The sequence below is a fragment of the Bacillus sp. LH1 genome (genome assembly GCF_057924895.1).
Map to the genome: position 1 here is coordinate 260,001 of NZ_CM175007.1, position 17,500 is coordinate 277,500.

The 17,500-nt window shown below is 39.5% G+C and carries 14 protein-coding genes, 2 tRNA genes, 2 rRNA genes and 2 riboswitches (2 of these 20 only partly in view); of the genes, 15 read left to right on the top strand and 3 right to left on the bottom strand.

The window, feature by feature from the left end:
- The 8 genes from ACX9TM_RS01500 to tsaD all read left to right on the top strand — a co-directional run.
- Positions 1-2,576: ribosomal RNA gene (locus tag ACX9TM_RS01500) — 23S ribosomal RNA — on the top strand (it extends 346 nt beyond the left edge of the window).
- A 50-nt stretch (positions 2,577-2,626) separates the two neighbouring features.
- Positions 2,627-2,742, top strand: a 5S ribosomal RNA gene (rrf, locus tag ACX9TM_RS01505).
- Positions 2,743-2,754: 12 nt separating this feature from the next.
- A tRNA-Met gene (locus ACX9TM_RS01510) sits at positions 2,755-2,831 on the top strand.
- Between the two features lie 3 nt (positions 2,832-2,834).
- Positions 2,835-2,910: transfer RNA gene (locus tag ACX9TM_RS01515), tRNA-Asp, on the top strand.
- Between the two features lie 174 nt (positions 2,911-3,084).
- Positions 3,085-3,558: a tRNA (adenosine(37)-N6)-threonylcarbamoyltransferase complex ATPase subunit type 1 TsaE gene (gene tsaE, locus ACX9TM_RS01520; protein ID WP_000049642.1), complete on the top strand. Its 474-nt coding sequence runs from the start codon at positions 3,085-3,087 to the stop codon at positions 3,556-3,558.
- Positions 3,539-4,231, top strand: a complete 693-nt coding sequence (gene tsaB / locus ACX9TM_RS01525; RefSeq protein WP_000865740.1) for a tRNA (adenosine(37)-N6)-threonylcarbamoyltransferase complex dimerization subunit type 1 TsaB — start codon at positions 3,539-3,541, stop codon at positions 4,229-4,231. The genes tsaE and tsaB overlap by 20 nt, the downstream gene beginning before the upstream one ends.
- Before the next feature lie 13 nt (positions 4,232-4,244).
- Positions 4,245-4,688 (top strand): ribosomal protein S18-alanine N-acetyltransferase, encoded by a 444-nt coding sequence (rimI, locus tag ACX9TM_RS01530; protein WP_000367190.1) that lies wholly within the window; start codon positions 4,245-4,247, stop codon positions 4,686-4,688.
- A complete protein-coding gene (gene tsaD / locus ACX9TM_RS01535) occupies positions 4,688-5,704 on the top strand; it encodes a tRNA (adenosine(37)-N6)-threonylcarbamoyltransferase complex transferase subunit TsaD (RefSeq protein WP_000414585.1) in 1,017 nt (338 codons plus the stop codon). Before rimI ends, tsaD begins: the two co-directional genes overlap by 1 nt.
- 480 nt (positions 5,705-6,184) lie before the next feature.
- Here the strand turns inward: tsaD and ACX9TM_RS01540 are convergent, their stop codons facing one another.
- Positions 6,185-8,110: an ABC-F family ATP-binding cassette domain-containing protein gene (locus tag ACX9TM_RS01540; RefSeq protein ID WP_208105341.1), complete on the bottom strand. Its 1,926-nt coding sequence runs from the start codon at positions 8,108-8,110 to the stop codon at positions 6,185-6,187.
- 187 nt (positions 8,111-8,297) lie between these two features.
- On the opposite strand from ACX9TM_RS01540, the gene ACX9TM_RS01545 reads away from it, so the two are divergent.
- A complete protein-coding gene (locus ACX9TM_RS01545; protein ID WP_000372699.1) occupies positions 8,298-8,927 on the top strand; it encodes a redox-sensing transcriptional repressor Rex in 630 nt (209 codons plus the stop codon).
- A gap of 29 nt (positions 8,928-8,956) precedes the next feature.
- On the opposite strand, the gene ACX9TM_RS01550 is transcribed toward ACX9TM_RS01545, so the two are convergent.
- Entirely contained in the window at positions 8,957-9,148 is a 192-nt protein-coding gene (locus ACX9TM_RS01550) for a YdiK family protein (RefSeq protein ID WP_001246201.1), read from the bottom strand.
- Positions 9,145-9,894, bottom strand: a complete 750-nt coding sequence (locus ACX9TM_RS01555) for a CPBP family intramembrane glutamic endopeptidase (protein ID WP_016125317.1) — start codon at positions 9,892-9,894, stop codon at positions 9,145-9,147. Before ACX9TM_RS01555 ends, ACX9TM_RS01550 begins: the two co-directional genes overlap by 4 nt.
- 389 nt (positions 9,895-10,283) lie before the next feature.
- On the opposite strand from ACX9TM_RS01555, the gene groES reads away from it, so the two are divergent.
- From groES to ampS, 6 genes are all read left to right on the top strand, one after another.
- Positions 10,284-10,568 carry a co-chaperone GroES gene (gene groES, locus ACX9TM_RS01560; protein WP_000917311.1) on the top strand — a complete coding sequence of 95 codons (285 nt, stop codon included), beginning with the start codon at positions 10,284-10,286 and terminating at the stop codon, positions 10,566-10,568.
- Positions 10,569-10,606: 38 nt separating this feature from the next.
- Complete coding sequence (gene groL / locus ACX9TM_RS01565; RefSeq protein ID WP_065382431.1) at positions 10,607-12,241, top strand: chaperonin GroEL; 1,635 nt, start codon at positions 10,607-10,609, stop codon at positions 12,239-12,241.
- A 140-nt stretch (positions 12,242-12,381) separates the two neighbouring features.
- Positions 12,382-12,483: riboswitch (purine riboswitch) on the top strand.
- Between the two features lie 164 nt (positions 12,484-12,647).
- Positions 12,648-14,186, top strand: a complete 1,539-nt coding sequence (gene guaA, locus ACX9TM_RS01570; protein WP_000743924.1) for a glutamine-hydrolyzing GMP synthase — start codon at positions 12,648-12,650, stop codon at positions 14,184-14,186.
- A gap of 152 nt (positions 14,187-14,338) precedes the next feature.
- Positions 14,339-14,441: riboswitch (purine riboswitch) on the top strand.
- 129 nt (positions 14,442-14,570) lie between these two features.
- Positions 14,571-15,896 carry an NCS2 family permease gene (locus ACX9TM_RS01575; protein WP_000833082.1) on the top strand — a complete coding sequence of 442 codons (1,326 nt, stop codon included), beginning with the start codon at positions 14,571-14,573 and terminating at the stop codon, positions 15,894-15,896.
- A gap of 145 nt (positions 15,897-16,041) precedes the next feature.
- Complete coding sequence (locus ACX9TM_RS01580; protein WP_000929885.1) at positions 16,042-16,743, top strand: response regulator transcription factor; 702 nt, start codon at positions 16,042-16,044, stop codon at positions 16,741-16,743.
- Positions 16,727-17,500, top strand: partial view of an aminopeptidase AmpS gene (ampS, locus tag ACX9TM_RS01585; protein ID WP_000719223.1) — the 5' portion only. The gene runs 732 nt beyond the window's last position; the window shows 774 of its 1,506 coding nt (coding positions 1-774); its start codon is at positions 16,727-16,729; its stop codon lies off the right edge, out of view. The genes ACX9TM_RS01580 and ampS overlap by 17 nt, the downstream gene beginning before the upstream one ends.

A 17,500-nucleotide genomic window follows, 5' to 3' on the forward strand; every position in this document is an offset into this window, starting at 1 on the left:
ACCTGGAAAGGTCCGTCGTAGAGGGTAACAACCCCGTAGTCGAAACTTCGTTCTCTCTTGAATGTATCCTGAGTACGGCGGAACACGTGAAATTCCGTCGGAATCTGGGAGGACCATCTCCCAAGGCTAAATACTCCCTAGTGATCGATAGTGAACCAGTACCGTGAGGGAAAGGTGAAAAGCACCCCGGAAGGGGAGTGAAAGAGATCCTGAAACCGTGTGCCTACAAATAGTCAGAGCCCGTTAACGGGTGATGGCGTGCCTTTTGTAGAATGAACCGGCGAGTTACGATCCCGTGCGAGGTTAAGCTGAAGAGGCGGAGCCGCAGCGAAAGCGAGTCTGAATAGGGCGTTTAGTACGTGGTCGTAGACCCGAAACCAGGTGATCTACCCATGTCCAGGGTGAAGTTCAGGTAACACTGAATGGAGGCCCGAACCCACGCACGTTGAAAAGTGCGGGGATGAGGTGTGGGTAGCGGAGAAATTCCAATCGAACCTGGAGATAGCTGGTTCTCCCCGAAATAGCTTTAGGGCTAGCCTTAAGTGTAAGAGTCTTGGAGGTAGAGCACTGATTGGACTAGGGGTCCTCATCGGATTACCGAATTCAGTCAAACTCCGAATGCCAATGACTTATCCTTAGGAGTCAGACTGCGAGTGATAAGATCCGTAGTCAAAAGGGAAACAGCCCAGACCGCCAGCTAAGGTCCCAAAGTGTGTATTAAGTGGAAAAGGATGTGGAGTTGCTTAGACAACTAGGATGTTGGCTTAGAAGCAGCCACCATTTAAAGAGTGCGTAATAGCTCACTAGTCGAGTGACTCTGCGCCGAAAATGTACCGGGGCTAAATACACCACCGAAGCTGCGGATTGATACCAATGGTATCAGTGGTAGGGGAGCGTTCTAAGGACAGTGAAGTCAGACCGGAAGGACTGGTGGAGTGCTTAGAAGTGAGAATGCCGGTATGAGTAGCGAAAGACGGGTGAGAATCCCGTCCACCGAATGCCTAAGGTTTCCTGAGGAAGGCTCGTCCGCTCAGGGTTAGTCAGGACCTAAGCCGAGGCCGACAGGCGTAGGCGATGGACAACAGGTTGATATTCCTGTACCACCTCTTTATCGTTTGAGCAATGGAGGGACGCAGAAGGATAGAAGAAGCGTGCGATTGGTTGTGCACGTCCAAGCAGTTAGGCTGATAAGTAGGCAAATCCGCTTATCGTAAAGGCTGAGCTGTGATGGGGAAGCTCCTTATGGAGCGAAGTCTTTGATTCCCCGCTGCCAAGAAAAGCTTCTAGCGAGATAAAAGGTGCCTGTACCGCAAACCGACACAGGTAGGCGAGGAGAGAATCCTAAGGTGTGCGAGAGAACTCTGGTTAAGGAACTCGGCAAAATGACCCCGTAACTTCGGGAGAAGGGGTGCTTTCTTAACGGAAAGCCGCAGTGAATAGGCCCAAGCGACTGTTTAGCAAAAACACAGCTCTCTGCGAAGCCGTAAGGCGAAGTATAGGGGGTGACACCTGCCCGGTGCTGGAAGGTTAAGGAGAGGGGTTAGCGTAAGCGAAGCTCTGAACTGAAGCCCCAGTAAACGGCGGCCGTAACTATAACGGTCCTAAGGTAGCGAAATTCCTTGTCGGGTAAGTTCCGACCCGCACGAAAGGTGTAACGATTTGGGCACTGTCTCAACCAGAGACTCGGTGAAATTATAGTACCTGTGAAGATGCAGGTTACCCGCGACAGGACGGAAAGACCCCGTGGAGCTTTACTGTAGCCTGATATTGAATTTTGGTACAGTTTGTACAGGATAGGCGGGAGCCATTGAAACCGGAGCGCTAGCTTCGGTGGAGGCGCTGGTGGGATACCGCCCTGACTGTATTGAAATTCTAACCTACGGGTCTTATCGACCCGGGAGACAGTGTCAGGTGGGCAGTTTGACTGGGGCGGTCGCCTCCTAAAGTGTAACGGAGGCGCCCAAAGGTTCCCTCAGAATGGTTGGAAATCATTCGTAGAGTGCAAAGGCATAAGGGAGCTTGACTGCGAGACCTACAAGTCGAGCAGGGACGAAAGTCGGGCTTAGTGATCCGGTGGTTCCGCATGGAAGGGCCATCGCTCAACGGATAAAAGCTACCCCGGGGATAACAGGCTTATCTCCCCCAAGAGTCCACATCGACGGGGAGGTTTGGCACCTCGATGTCGGCTCATCGCATCCTGGGGCTGTAGTCGGTCCCAAGGGTTGGGCTGTTCGCCCATTAAAGCGGTACGCGAGCTGGGTTCAGAACGTCGTGAGACAGTTCGGTCCCTATCCGTCGTGGGCGTAGGAAATTTGAGAGGAGCTGTCCTTAGTACGAGAGGACCGGGATGGACGCACCGCTGGTGTACCAGTTGTTCTGCCAAGGGCATAGCTGGGTAGCTATGTGCGGAAGGGATAAGTGCTGAAAGCATCTAAGCATGAAGCCCCCCTCAAGATGAGATTTCCCATAGCGTAAGCTAGTAAGATCCCTGAAAGATGATCAGGTTGATAGGTTCGAGGTGGAAGCATGGTGACATGTGGAGCTGACGAATACTAATAGATCGAGGACTTAACCATATAATATGTAGCAAATGTTATCTAGTTTTGAAGGAATATACCTTCAATAGTTTGGTGATGATGGCAGAGAGGTCACACCCGTTCCCATACCGAACACGGAAGTTAAGCTCTCTAGCGCCGATGGTAGTTGGGACCTTGTCCCTGTGAGAGTAGGACGTCGCCAAGCTATTTATATTGTCGCGGGGTGGAGCAGCACGGTAGCTCGTCGGGCTCATAACCCGAAGGTCGCAGGTTCAAATCCTGTCCCCGCAACCAAATGGTCCCGTGGTGTAGTGGTTAACATGCCTGCCTGTCACGCAGGAGATCGCCGGTTCGACCCCGGTCGGGACCGCCATTTCATATAAAGAAAAGAACGAAACAAGTTGTTTCGTATTTTTTTATTTGTTTTAACAAAAAACTAATAAAGACAGTCAAACTATCCTTAGGACAACTCCTAAGGACTTTTTTATATATTCAAAACCTGTATAATAAAGAGCAGAGAACATTGTGAGTAAAGTAGGTGAAGTCTGTGAGTAAATATGAAGTAACAACAAAATCTTCTGAGGAAACACAAAGGTTATCAGAAAAACTAGGTGAGCTCGTAGAGGCACAAGACGTAATTATTTTAGAAGGAGATCTTGGAGCTGGTAAGACGACTTTTACAAAGGGACTAGCAAAAGGTCTTGGAGTGAAAAGAGTTGTAAATAGTCCTACCTTTAATATCATTAAAGAATATAAAGGAAGATTACCGCTATATCATATGGACGTGTATCGCTTAGCAGAAAGTGAAGAGGACTTAGGCTTTGATGAATATTTCTACGGTGAAGGAATTACGGTAGTAGAATGGGCTCATTTAATAGAAGCATATTTACCGAATGAAAAGTTACAAATTAGTTTATTCCATGCTGGAGATGACACAAGAAAAATTATACTCGAGCCAATTGGAGATCGCTATATTAGATTATGTGAGGAGCTATTACAAGATGAAAGTACTAGCAATTGATACTTCAAATTACGTAATGGGTGTATCCCTTATTGAGGAAGAAAACGTAATTGGGGAAATCATTACAAATTTAACAAAAAACCATTCTGTACGTCTTATGCCAGCTGTAGAGAAACTGTTAAAAGAATGCGGTGTAAAACCGAAGGAATTAACTAAAATCGTTGTAGCTGCTGGACCTGGATCCTATACAGGTGTTCGTATAGGCGTGACAGCGGCGAAAACATTAGCTTGGTCACTTCAAATACCAATTGTAGGTGTATCAAGTTTAGAGGTAGTAGCTGCAAACGGTGCTAACTTTAACGGGTTAATTTGTCCTTTATTTGATGGAAGACGTGGGCAAATTTATACTGGGTTATATACATATGAAGGAGAGCAGTTAACTTCAATAGAAGAAGACCGAATTATTCTTATTGTAGACTGGTTGCAAATGTTAAAAGATAAAGGACAGCCTGTTTTATTTATCGGTAACGATGTTAAATTGCATAAAGAAACAATTATAGAACATTTAGGTGATCAAGCTGTATTCGCTCCATTTACTAAAAATAACCCAAGACCAAGTGAGCTAGCATTCTTAGGATTACAAAAAGAAGAACAAGATGTGCATACGTTTGTTCCAAGCTATCTTCGTTTAGCTGAAGCTGAAACAAAGTGGTTAGAAAGTCAAAACAAGTAGGAGCTTGCAGAAGATGGATATGATATTTAGAAAGATGGAGCTTGATGATATTGCTCAAATTGTAGCTATTGAAGAAGCGTCTTTTTCAACTCCTTGGACTGCAGATGCCTTTCACCGTGAATTAACGATGAATGAACATGCACATTATATTGTGTTAGAAAAAGATGGTCGTGTAGTCGGGTATTGTGGATTGTGGATAATTATTGATGAATCACATATAACAAATATAGCTATTTTGCCAGAATACCGAGGTCAAAAGTTAGGAGATGCCCTATTGAAAGCAGTTATTTCTGAAGCGAAAGAACTAGGGGTAAAAACAATGACACTTGAAGTACGTGTATCAAATGAAGTAGCAAAGCAGTTATACAGAAAATACGGATTTCAAAATGGTGGGATTCGTAAACGATACTATGCAGACAATCAGGAAGATGGTCTCGTAATGTGGGTGAATATATAATGGAAAAAAATACGATTATACTTGGTATTGAAACAAGTTGTGATGAAACAGCAGTAGCAGTTGTTAAAAATGGAACGGAAATTATTGCGAATGTCGTTGCATCACAAATTGAAAGTCATAAACGTTTTGGCGGCGTTGTACCAGAGATTGCATCACGCCATCATGTAGAAGAAATTACAGTTGTGTTAGAAGAAGCTTTAAAGGAAGCAAATATCACATTTGATGATATTGATGCAATTGCTGTAACAGAAGGTCCTGGTTTAGTAGGAGCACTTCTAATTGGAGTAAATGCAGCGAAGGCAGTAGCGTTTGCACATGATATTCCGTTAGTCGGTGTTCATCATATTGCTGGTCATATTTATGCGAACCGTTTAGTAAAAGAAGTTCAATTCCCGTTATTATCACTTGTTGTATCTGGTGGGCATACAGAACTTGTTTATATGAAAGAACATGGTTCATTCGAAGTAATTGGTGAAACACGAGACGATGCAGCTGGAGAAGCATATGATAAAGTAGCTCGTACGTTATCTATGCCATATCCAGGTGGTCCTCATATTGATCGCCTTGCACATGAAGGAGAACCGACAATTGATTTGCCTCGTGCATGGCTAGAACCGGATTCGTATGATTTTAGCTTTAGTGGATTGAAATCAGCAGTTATCAACACTGTGCATAACGCAAAACAGCGCGGTATAGAAATTGCACCAGAAGATTTAGCGGCAAGTTTCCAAGAAAGTGTAATAGATGTACTTGTAACGAAAGCAGCTCGTGCAGCAGAAGCTTATAATGTAAAGCAATTACTTCTTGCTGGTGGAGTAGCTGCTAATAAAGGACTTCGTGCGCGATTAGAAGAGGAATTTGCACAAAAAGAAAACATTGAATTAATTATTCCGCCGCTATCTTTATGCACAGATAATGCAGCGATGATTGCAGCGGCAGGGACAATTGCTTATGAACAAGGTAAGCGTGCAACATTAGCCTTAAATGCAAATCCAGGATTAGATATTGAAGCATAGTTATACACATAATTAACCACAGGTTGTGGATAAAACCCATATTATCTGTTGATAATGTGGGTTTTATTGTGTATATAAAATGTTGATAACTTTTTTACTGACTGTGGATAATGTGGAAAAGTTATTTTGATGTTTATTTTATAAAGGTGGATATGTGTATAAACTTGTGGATAAATAGGTTGATGTCAGACCTTTGAATTTGTTCTTTTTCGGGAAATAAAAAGCAAGAAGATATCCCCGAAAAACATTTTGAAACATCTCCCCATTATAGAAGATGCTAATATTGTCAATCTTTGTCGTTAAAAAGATATTTCGTGTCGAATTGTTAATATATATAGGGTTACAATAGATATATTTAAAAAATCGTTAGTATATTCTAAGTTACGATAGATATATTCAAAAAATTGTTTAAGTACTAAAAAAAGATGTCACATAGTCAAAAATCCTGACTTATGAGACATCTTCCTTATTTAAATATGCTTATACATGCAGCTCTTCCCATTCTGCCATACAAGTTTCAAGTTGTTCTTGTAGCGTTTGCTTTTTAGTTGTAATTTCACTAGCTTTTTCATAATCTGCATATATTTCTGGTAAGCAAAGTTGATCTTCTAACGTAGCAATTTCTTCTTCTAATTCCACTATACTTTGTTCTAGCTCTTCAATTTTTCTAGTGCGTTGACGCTCTAGTTTTTTACGCTCTTTTTCTTCTAAATAATTTAATTTCTCTTGTGCAATCACCTTTTGAACAGGAACGTCACTTTCTTGCTGTTCAAGTTCTGCACGTTCAATCATTTCATTTTTCTTTTCAACGTAGTAATCGTAATCCCCTAAATATTCCTGTGCACCTTCTGTTGATAACTCAACCACAGTTGTTGTTACACGGTTAATAAAGTAGCGGTCATGTGAGACGAATAGAAGAGTCCCTGGGTAATCAATTAAAGCATTCTCCAAAATCTCTTTACTATTTAAATCAAGGTGGTTCGTAGGCTCATCTAGAATTAACAAATTTGACTTTTGCATCATAAGTTTTGCAAGAGCTAATCGAGCTTTTTGTCCACCACTAAGGGAAGATACTGGTTTCAGTACATCATCTCCTGTGAATAAAAAATTCCCAAGTATAGTACGGATTTCTTTTTCCGGTTGCAGTGGATATTCATCCCATAGTTCATTTAAAACCCGTTTAGAAGATGTTAAGTTTGCTTGTTCTTGATCATAATAACCAACAGATACATTTGATCCGAAAGAAACATCACCATTTAATAGTGGTAACTTATTCACAATGGATTTTAACAATGTGGATTTCCCAATTCCGTTTGGACCAACTAAAGCAACACTATCTCCGCGAGTTAAGCGCATAGTTACATGTTCAATTATAGGGTTTCCATCATAGCCGATGGTTGCATCATTTACTTGTAAAACATCATTTCCACTTTGTTTTTCAATATCGAAGTGGAATGATGCTGACTTAGAATCCCCTAATGGTCTCGTTAATAATTCCATTCTGTCTAGTTGTTTACGGCGACTTTGAGCACGTTTCGTTGTAGAAGCGCGAGCTATATTCTTTTGAACGAAGTCCTCAAGTTTTGCGATTTCATCTTGTTGTTTTTCGTAACGTTTCATTTCTTGCTCATATAATGCTGATTTTAAGTCTAAATATTTACTGTAGTTACCAACAAATCGTCTGCTTTCTTTATTCGAAATTTCATATACTTGTGTAACGAGTTTGTCTAAGAAATAACGGTCATGTGAGACGATTAATATTGCGCCAGGATAACCTTGCAAATATTGCTCAAGCCATGTTAATGTTTCGATGTCTAAATGGTTTGTAGGCTCGTCCAAAATAAGTAAGTCTGGTTTTGTTAATAATAATTTCCCGAGAGCTAATCTTGTTTTTTGCCCGCCGCTTAAAGTAGAGATCGTCGTCTGGTGCGTTTCAACTGGGAAGCCAAGGCCGCTTAAAATGGAGCGAATATCCGCTTCATATTGATATCCACCTTGATCTTTATAATTGAGTTGTAGTTGGTCATAATCAGCTAACAATCTTTCATATGTAGCTTCGTTTGAAAAGTTTTCTTCTTTTCCCATTTCTTGCTCAAGCCTTCGAAGTTTTGTCTCCATTTGCTGTAAGTGGGTAAAGACGGTTAGCATTTCATCCCAAATTGTTAAAGACGTTTCTAGTCCAGTATTTTGAGCTAAATATCCGATTGAGACATCTTTCGGTTTTATAATTTCGCCACCATCATGAGATAATTCACCAGCGATAATTTTTAATAATGTAGATTTTCCTGCTCCATTCCTTCCAACTAATGCGATACGATCTTTTGTTTGTACTTCCAATTTTATGTTTGCAAGAATCGTTTCTGCACCGTATAATTTCGAAAGCGCGTTTACTTGTAATAAAATCAATGTTTTCACCTCAAATAATTTCTTAACTTTGCCATGTTTATATTTCTCAATCATACTAAAAATAGTGTATAGTTTAAAATAAAGAGAGAATACTTCTTCTCTTTATTATACAAGGAATTTAATGAGTGCTAAACTTCTGTATTTGATTAAAGTATATGAATAAAGATAGGAAGAGAGGAGAGGTCATATGGATCAGCAAAAGATTCCACAAGCCACTGCTAAAAGATTGCCTCTATACTATCGATTTATCCAAAACTTATCTCTTTCTGGTAAGCAGCGTGTTTCATCGGCCGAATTGAGTGAGGCAGTAAAAGTAGATTCCGCAACAATACGAAGAGATTTTTCGTATTTTGGAGCGTTAGGGAAAAAGGGATATGGATATAACGTAAATTATTTATTATCATTTTTCCGCGAAACACTTGATCAAGATGATATAACACGTGTAGCACTTATTGGAGTAGGTAATTTAGGGACCGCTTTCTTACATTATAATTTCACGAAAAACAATAATACAAAAATTGAAATGGCATTTGATGTTAGTGAAGAGAAAGTTGGAACAGAAATCGGGGGCATTCCTGTATATCATTTAGATGAATTAGAAGAGAGATTATCAAATGATATACAAGTGGCAATATTAACAGTACCGGCTACAGTAGCACAAGCTGTAGCAGATAGATTAGCTGAAACAAGCGTGCACGGTATTTTGAATTTCACACCAGCGCGATTAAACGTATCAGAGAATATTAGAATTCATCATATTGACTTAGCTGTAGAGTTACAAACATTAGTTTACTTTTTGAAAAACTATCCACAATAAAACGCAGAGGAAGCGACCTCTGCGTTTTATTATTGTTTCTTCTTTGTGAATTTAACTAATATAAGGCGAAGTGCCAAATTAAAATCAATTGTTGCCATAACTGCAAATAGTATTGTCCACATATTCCAGATTGTATCTGTCACGTTCGTAATGGCGAAGCGTGTAAAGATACATCCAAGAAGGAAGTATAGTGCAGCCATGAACAATGGTGAGTTTCTCATACAAAAAATCCTCCGATAAAGCCTTGCATTTTTTCAGCTTCTTTAATCATTTCTTGAATTTGTTCATTGCTCATAAAAATTTGCCCAATAGCGACTAATGTATTCATCGCAACATGAGCTGCAATCGGAACGATAATACGTTTCGTCTTCACATATAAGAAGGCGAATACGAGCCCCATAGCAGTGTATACCAATAAGTGAGTAAAATCAAAATGAATTGCTGCGAATACAAGCGAACTAATGATAGCTGCGATAAAGAAGTTAAACTTCTTATAAAGCGTGCCGAATAGAATTTTTCTAAATACGATTTCTTCTAAGATAGGTCCAATTATAGAAACAACAATAAGGAACCAAGGTGTCGTTCTTGCAATTTCCATAAGTTTCATTGTATTTTCTGAACCTTGTTTAATTCCTAGCAGCTGCATCTCGATCATACCGGCAACTATTTGTGAAAAGAAAGCTAAGAAGAACCCGATAAAAATCCATCCAATAGTAGCTGGAACAGAAGAGCGCATTGCATCTAAATGCCTGTCACGAATATCTGTTCTAAGTAACCAAAGTACGATACATAATGCAACAAAGAAGCTAATAATTGCCCAGTGTCCTGTTATGATTTGTCCTTTTTCCTCAATGGTAAATCCTCTATTATCATAGAGTCCTGTTTTTAGGAGAAGTGGTAATCCAACAACGCCAGATAACTGCATTAAAATGTATGTAACGATAATCCACCAGTATTGTTTCTTCAAATGGTTTAACCATCCTTTCTAACTATAGTGTATGAGATAAGTTAGGATAACATGTAAATATGCTACCTACGATATAAACCTCTTGAATTATGTTTTTTTCGTAAATCCTTATTTGAAATTATAATAGAAGACAGGAGAAAGTTGTATGTGTAGCGAAAACAACTTAGGGTGTCCTTTCATATTGTAACATACGAGCAGTGGAAACAACGATTCATATAGTAAAGGCAGTATTGTATATAGAAAGTTTATATAGTGATTTGCGAAAAAATTATGATTTTTTTACTTGCAAAAGAAATTGAGATTATTTATTATTATAAGTGTGTTAGCACTCGGATGACTTGAGTGCTAATAAAAGAAATTTACATAACAAAATGAGGAGGTTATTGTTCATGCTAAAGCCATTAGGTGATCGCGTTGTAATTGAGCTTGTTCAAGCAGAAGAAAAAACAGCAAGTGGTATCGTATTACCAGATACTGCAAAAGAAAAACCACAAGAGGGTAAAGTTGTTGCAGTAGGTACTGGTCGAGTGCTTGAGAATGGTGAGCGTGTTGCTTTAGAGGTAGCAGCAGGTGATCTTATCATCTTCTCAAAATATGCAGGTACTGAAGTGAAATATGAAGGTACAGACTACTTGATTTTACGTGAAAGTGACATTTTAGCAGTTATCGGTTAATTATATAAATCTTAAAAAATCCAAGGGGGTCAATTATTATGGCAAAAGATATTAAATTTAGTGAAGAAGCACGTCGTTCGATGCTTCGCGGTGTCGACACTCTTGCAAACGCAGTAAAAGTTACGCTTGGACCAAAAGGTCGTAACGTTGTACTTGAGAAAAAATTTGGTTCACCACTTATTACAAATGATGGTGTAACAATCGCAAAAGAAATCGAATTAGAAGATGCATTCGAAAACATGGGTGCGAAATTAGTAGCAGAAGTTGCTAGCAAAACAAATGACGTAGCTGGTGACGGAACAACAACTGCAACTGTATTAGCGCAAGCTATGATTCGTGAAGGTCTTAAAAACGTAACAGCTGGTGCGAACCCAATGGGTCTTCGTAAAGGTATCGAAAAAGCTGTTACTGCTGCAATTGAAGAATTAAAAACGATTTCTAAACCAATCGAAGGCAAATCTTCTATCGCACAAGTAGCTGCTATTTCTGCAGCTGACGAAGAAGTAGGTCAATTAATCGCTGAAGCAATGGAGCGCGTTGGTAACGACGGCGTTATTACTTTAGAAGAGTCTAAAGGATTTACAACAGAATTAGACGTAGTAGAAGGTATGCAATTTGATCGTGGCTATGCATCTCCTTACATGATTACTGATTCTGACAAAATGGAAGCAGTTCTTGATAACCCATATATCTTAATTACTGACAAAAAGATTTCTAACATTCAAGAAATCTTACCAGTATTAGAGCAAGTGGTACAACAAGGTAAACCACTTCTTATCATTGCTGAAGATGTAGAAGGCGAAGCATTAGCTACATTAGTAGTGAACAAACTTCGTGGTACATTCAATGTAGTAGCTGTTAAAGCTCCTGGATTTGGTGACCGTCGTAAAGCAATGCTAGAAGATATCGCAATCTTAACTGGTGGCGAAGTGATCACTGAAGAATTAGGCCGTGACTTAAAATCTGCTACAGTTGAATCTTTAGGACGCGCTGGTAAAGTTGTTGTTACAAAAGAAAACACAACTGTAGTTGAAGGTGTAGGAAGCACAGAACAAATCGAAGCTCGCATCGGTCAAATCCGTGCGCAATTAGAAGAAACAACTTCTGAATTCGATCGCGAAAAATTACAAGAGCGTCTTGCTAAACTAGCAGGTGGCGTAGCAGTAATTAAAGTAGGTGCAGCAACTGAAACTGAGTTAAAAGAGCGCAAACTTCGCATTGAAGATGCACTTAACTCAACTCGTGCAGCAGTAGAAGAAGGTATCGTTGCAGGTGGTGGTACTTCACTTATGAACGTATACACAAAAGTAGCTTCTATCGTAGCTGAAGGCGACGAAGCAACAGGTATCAACATCGTACTTCGCGCACTAGAAGAGCCAGTTCGTCAAATCGCAATCAACGCTGGTCTAGAAGGATCTGTAGTTGTAGAGCGTCTAAAAGGCGAAAAAGTAGGCGTTGGTTTCAACGCAGCTACTGGCGAATGGGTTAACATGCTTGATTCTGGTATCGTAGATCCAGCTAAAGTAACTCGTTCTGCACTTCAAAACGCAGCATCTGTTGCAGCTATGTTCTTAACAACTGAAGCTGTAGTAGCTGACAAGCCAGAACCAAATGCACCAGCAATGCCTGACATGGGCGGCATGGGCATGGGCGGTATGGGCGGAATGATGTAATTCCGTTTGTCCTAAAAAACATCCATTTCTATATAGAAATGGATGTTTTTTTATGTTTTTTAGAAAAGGAAATGAATTTCTGTAGAATTTTGTCGCTTTCTCTCTTGACCATATTGATACTTCATTGTTAGAATCTAGGAAGATAATATAAAACGATCCTTCATATATCCTCAATGATATGGTTTGAGAGTCTCTACCGGGTTACCGTAAACAACCTGACTATGAAGGCAGTGTGTCTTATATTTATAAAGAGCGGAGACTATCTTTCTTTATAAAGCCAGACCCCTGCCTTTTCTTTGTTATGAGACTAGAGGCGGAGGACTGGCTTTTTTTATTATATTGGTAATGCTTTTCGCCAAATTGGTGAAAATATTTATATACGAGAACTAACGTTGGGGTGATTATTTTGAAGAAACAACACGATACAATTATCGTTTTAGATTTTGGAAGTCAATACAATCAGTTAATAGCACGTCGAATTCGTGAGTTCGGTGTATACAGTGAACTTCATCCACATACAATTACTGCAGAAGAAATTAAAGCAATGAATCCAAAAGGGATTATTTTCTCTGGTGGGCCAAATAGCGTATACGGTGAAGGTGCATTACATTGTGATGAAAAAATCTTTGAACTAGGTTTACCAATCTTCGGTATTTGTTACGGTATGCAGCTTATGACGCAACAATTCGGTGGTAAAGTAGAGCGTGCAAATCACCGTGAGTACGGAAAAGCTGTTCTTAAAGTAGAGAACGAATCAAAATTATATGCGAACCTTCCAGAAGAGCAAGTTGTATGGATGAGCCATGGCGACTTAGTAACTGGTTTACCTGAAGGATTCGTAGTAGATGCAACAAGTGAGTCTTGCCCAATTGCTGGTATGAGCAATGAAGCGAAAAACTTATACGGTGTACAATTCCACCCAGAAGTACGTCACTCTGAGCACGGTAACGATTTAATTAAAAACTTCGTATTCGGTGTATGTGGTTGTTCTGAAGGATGGAACATGGAGAACTTTATTGAAGTAGAATTAGAAAAGATTCGTGAAACTGTTGGAGACAAAAAAGTACTATGCGCACTTAGTGGCGGTGTAGACTCTTCTGTTGTAGCAGTATTAATTCATAAAGCAATTGGTGATCAATTAACATGTATTTTCGTTGACCACGGTTTACTTCGTAAAGGTGAAGCAGAAGGCGTTATGAAAACATTTAGCGAAGGCTTCCATATGAACGTTATTAAAGTGGATGCAAGAGACCGCTTCATGGACAAGTTAAAAGGTGTAGAAGATCCAGAACAAAAACGTAAAATCATCGGTAACGAATTCATTTACGTATTTGATGATGAAGCGTCAAAATTACAAGGTATGGACTTCTTAGCGCAAGGTACACTTTACACAGATATCGTTGAGAGTGGTACAGCAACTGCGCAAACAATTAAATCTCACCATAACGTTGGTGGACTTCCAGAAGACATGCAGTTCAAATTAATTGAGCCTTTAAACACGTTATTTAAAGACGAAGTACGTGTATTAGGATCTGAATTAGGAATTCCTGATGAAATCGTATGGCGTCAACCATTCCCAGGACCGGGTCTTGGTATTCGTGTATTAGGTGAAATCACAGAAGAGAAATTAGAAATCGTTCGTGAATCTGATGCGATTTTACGTGAAGAAATTATTAAAGCGGGCTTAGACCGTGAAATCTGGCAATACTTCACTGCGCTTCCTGGTATGCGTAGCGTAGGTGTTATGGGTGACGAGCGTACTTACGATTACACAGTAGGTATCCGTGCGGTAACATCTATCGACGGTATGACAGCTGACTGGGCACGTATCCCTTGGGACGTATTAGAGAAAATCTCTGTACGTATCGTAAACGAAGTAAAACACGTTAACCGTATCGTGTATGATGTAACGAGTAAGCCACCAGCAACTATTGAGTGGGAATAGTATTTATAAAAAGGTCCATCTATTGCTTATGCATAGGTGGATCTTTTTTATTTTGGTGTTAATACGAACAAAACTATAAAAGTTTATAAAAACGTTCGTTTTTAAATTGACAAAACTACTTCGTCGAGTTAATATGATTATGTAATTCAAACAAAAAGTGAATATTATAGCCGTCGTATAATATCGGGGATATGGCCCGAAAGTTTCTACCTAGCTACCGTAAATGGCTTGACTACGAGGCGTTTTTATAAAGGTGAGGGGAATCTTATCTTTATTCATAGAACGCTTCCATGTATATATGCAATGGAAGCCTTTTTTATTTCTCGGGATAAAAGAGGGCTAGGAGAAATGCGGCGAGTAATCATATAACGGGGGAAACGTAGGATGAAACGCTATTTTCAGTTTGATGAGCTCGGTACGAATTATAAGACTGAGTTCATAGCAGGGTTAACGACATTTCTATCTATGGCTTATGTACTATTTGTCAATCCTGCTACGCTGTCGCTTGGAAATGTTAAAGGGTTACCAGCAGGTACAGGGATGGATCCAGGTGCAGTATTCGTTGCTACGGCATTAGCGGCAGCGATCGGTTCGTTAATTATGGGTATTTTCGCGAAGTATCCAATTGCTTTAGCGCCAGGTATGGGAATTAACGCGTTCTTTGCTTATACAGCAGTGTTAACGATGGGGATTCCATGGCAAACAGCAATTGCCGGAACATTAATGTCAGGTATTATCTTTATTATTCTTACTGCTTCAGGTATTCGTGAAAAAATCATCAATGCAATTCCATCGGAGTTAAAGTTTGCAGTAGCAGCAGGTATCGGATTGTTCATTGCATTTCTTGGATTCCAAAATGCCGGAATTATCGTGAAAAATGATGCAGTTCTTGTTGGGTTGGGGGACTTAACAAAGGGTACAACGTTACTAGCAATCTTCGGGGTTGTTACTACGATCATCTTCATGATTAAGAAAATTAATGGTGCAGTATTTTACGGTATGATTCTTACAGCGATCTTAGGAGTAGCAACAGGATTAATTGATACTCCGAAAGCTGTGGTGGGAGCAATACCGAGTCTAGAACCAACGTTCGGCGTGGCGTTAACGCACTTCGGAGATATTTTCACAGTTCAAATGGGGATTGTTATTATAACGTTCTTCTTTATCGATTTCTTTGATACAGCAGGTACGCTTGTAGCGGTTGCGAATCAAGCAGGATTAATGAAGAACAATAAATTACCACGTGCCGGAAAAGCGTTATTTGCAGATGCGATTGCAACTGTAATTGGTGCGATTCTTGGTACATCAACAACAACGTCTTACATTGAATCGTCTGCAGGGGTAGCAGCAGGAGGACGTTCTGGATTTACAGCAGTTGTAACAGCAGGATTCTTTTTACTGGCACTATTCTTCTCGCCATTACTAAGTGTTGTAACGCCAGCTGTAACGGCGCCGGCTTTAATTATTGTAGGAATCTTGATGGTTTCTTCCTTAGGGGAAATTGATTGGAAGAAATTCGAGATTGCAGTGCCAGCATTCTTTACAATTATCTCTATGCCACTTACGTATAGTATCGCAACTGGGATTGCGATTGGATTTATCTTCTATCCAATTACAATGGTTGTGAGTGGTCGTCGTAAAGAGGTTCATCCGATTATGTATGTTATGGGAGTTTTATTCGTACTATATTTCATCTACGTTCGTAAATAAAAGGGGTTTTTTTAAAGGTCTAGACTTAAGGGGAGTCTAGACCTTTTTTGCGTCTTCAGAAAATCTTAAGGATTTCCGAGCGTTTTTCTTCAGAAGTTTTCCTATAATAGAAGTTAGGGATTAAAAAAGTGATGGGGGAGATATTGTGGCACACGAAACAATACTTGTCGTAGATGATGAAAAAGAAATTCGGAATTTAATTACAATCTATTTAAAGAATGAAGGATATAAAGTATTACAAGCAGGAGACGGAGAAGAAGGATTACGTCTATTGGAAGAAAATGAAGTACATCTAGTCGTATTAGATATTATGATGCCGAAAGTGGATGGTATTCATATGTGTATGAAGGTAAGGGAAGCGAAAGAAATGCCTATTATTATGCTTTCTGCCAAAACGCAAGATATGGATAAGATTTTAGGATTAACAACAGGGGCAGATGATTATGTAACGAAGCCGTTTAATCCGTTAGAGCTAATTGCACGAATTAAATCTCAGTTACGCCGTTATATGAAAATGAATGGTTTCGCTATTCAAAATGAGGACGAGTTAGAAATTGGGGAGATGAAAATCAACATCTCGACCCATAAAGTTATTGTAGAGGGAGAAGAAGTGAAACTAACTCCGAGGGAATTTTCAATTTTAGAATTGCTAGCTAGAAATCCAGGTATGGTGTTTAGTGCGGAGCAAATTTATGAAAAGGTGTGGAACGAACGATCTTTCCAGTCTGATAATACTGTAATGGTGCATATTCGAAAAGTGCGTGAAAAGATTGAGGAGAATCCAAGGAAACCTAGATATATAAAAACAGTATGGGGAGTGGGGTATAAGATTGAAAAAGATATTTAATCCGTTTACTTATATAAGGAAAATAAGACAATTAATTGAGAAATTAGTAAAGAGCGTACGAAAGAGTATAAGGATTCAATTGATTACTACTTTTGCTGCTTGTGCGTTATTAGGAGTTTTGTCAGCAAAGGCAGCAGCACCGTTTTTTGAGAATGCGAATCGTCAAGCAACTATCGATTATCGGGCTGGTATGGAACAAATTAATCACCAAGCTCAAGGAGCGGCAAATAGTTCGGTTCATGAAAATAAATTAGAAGCTATATCAAATATGATCGAAATGGAGAACCAAAATTTAGAGCAAGGGTCTAGAGCTTTGAAGATATTGGTTACTGATGAAAGTGGTAAAGTTTTATATAAAACAAAGCAAGCGCAAGAAGAGCAAATCGATTTGCATAATACGATTCGTAATGCAGCATCATTCGCGATTAATTATACAGATGGTAGAAATGTATTTGAAAGTACAAGAAAAGAGTTTATATCTTTTTCACCTATTACTATTGAAGGAAAGAATTTGTACATGTTTGTTAGTGGAATTCCAGAGGGAGAGGTAATATATGATACGCAAGAAGGACCATTCCCATTTTTAATTGGTGTACTTGTATTCATTTTCTCTTTCTTCTATATAACAAAGAGAAAGATGAAGCAGATTGAAGCAATGGCACAAGGCGTAAAGGAAATAGAAAGAGGTAACTTAGCCTACCGCATTGAGAAAAAAGGTGAAGATGAGATTGCAGCTTTAACGGAGAATATTAATAAT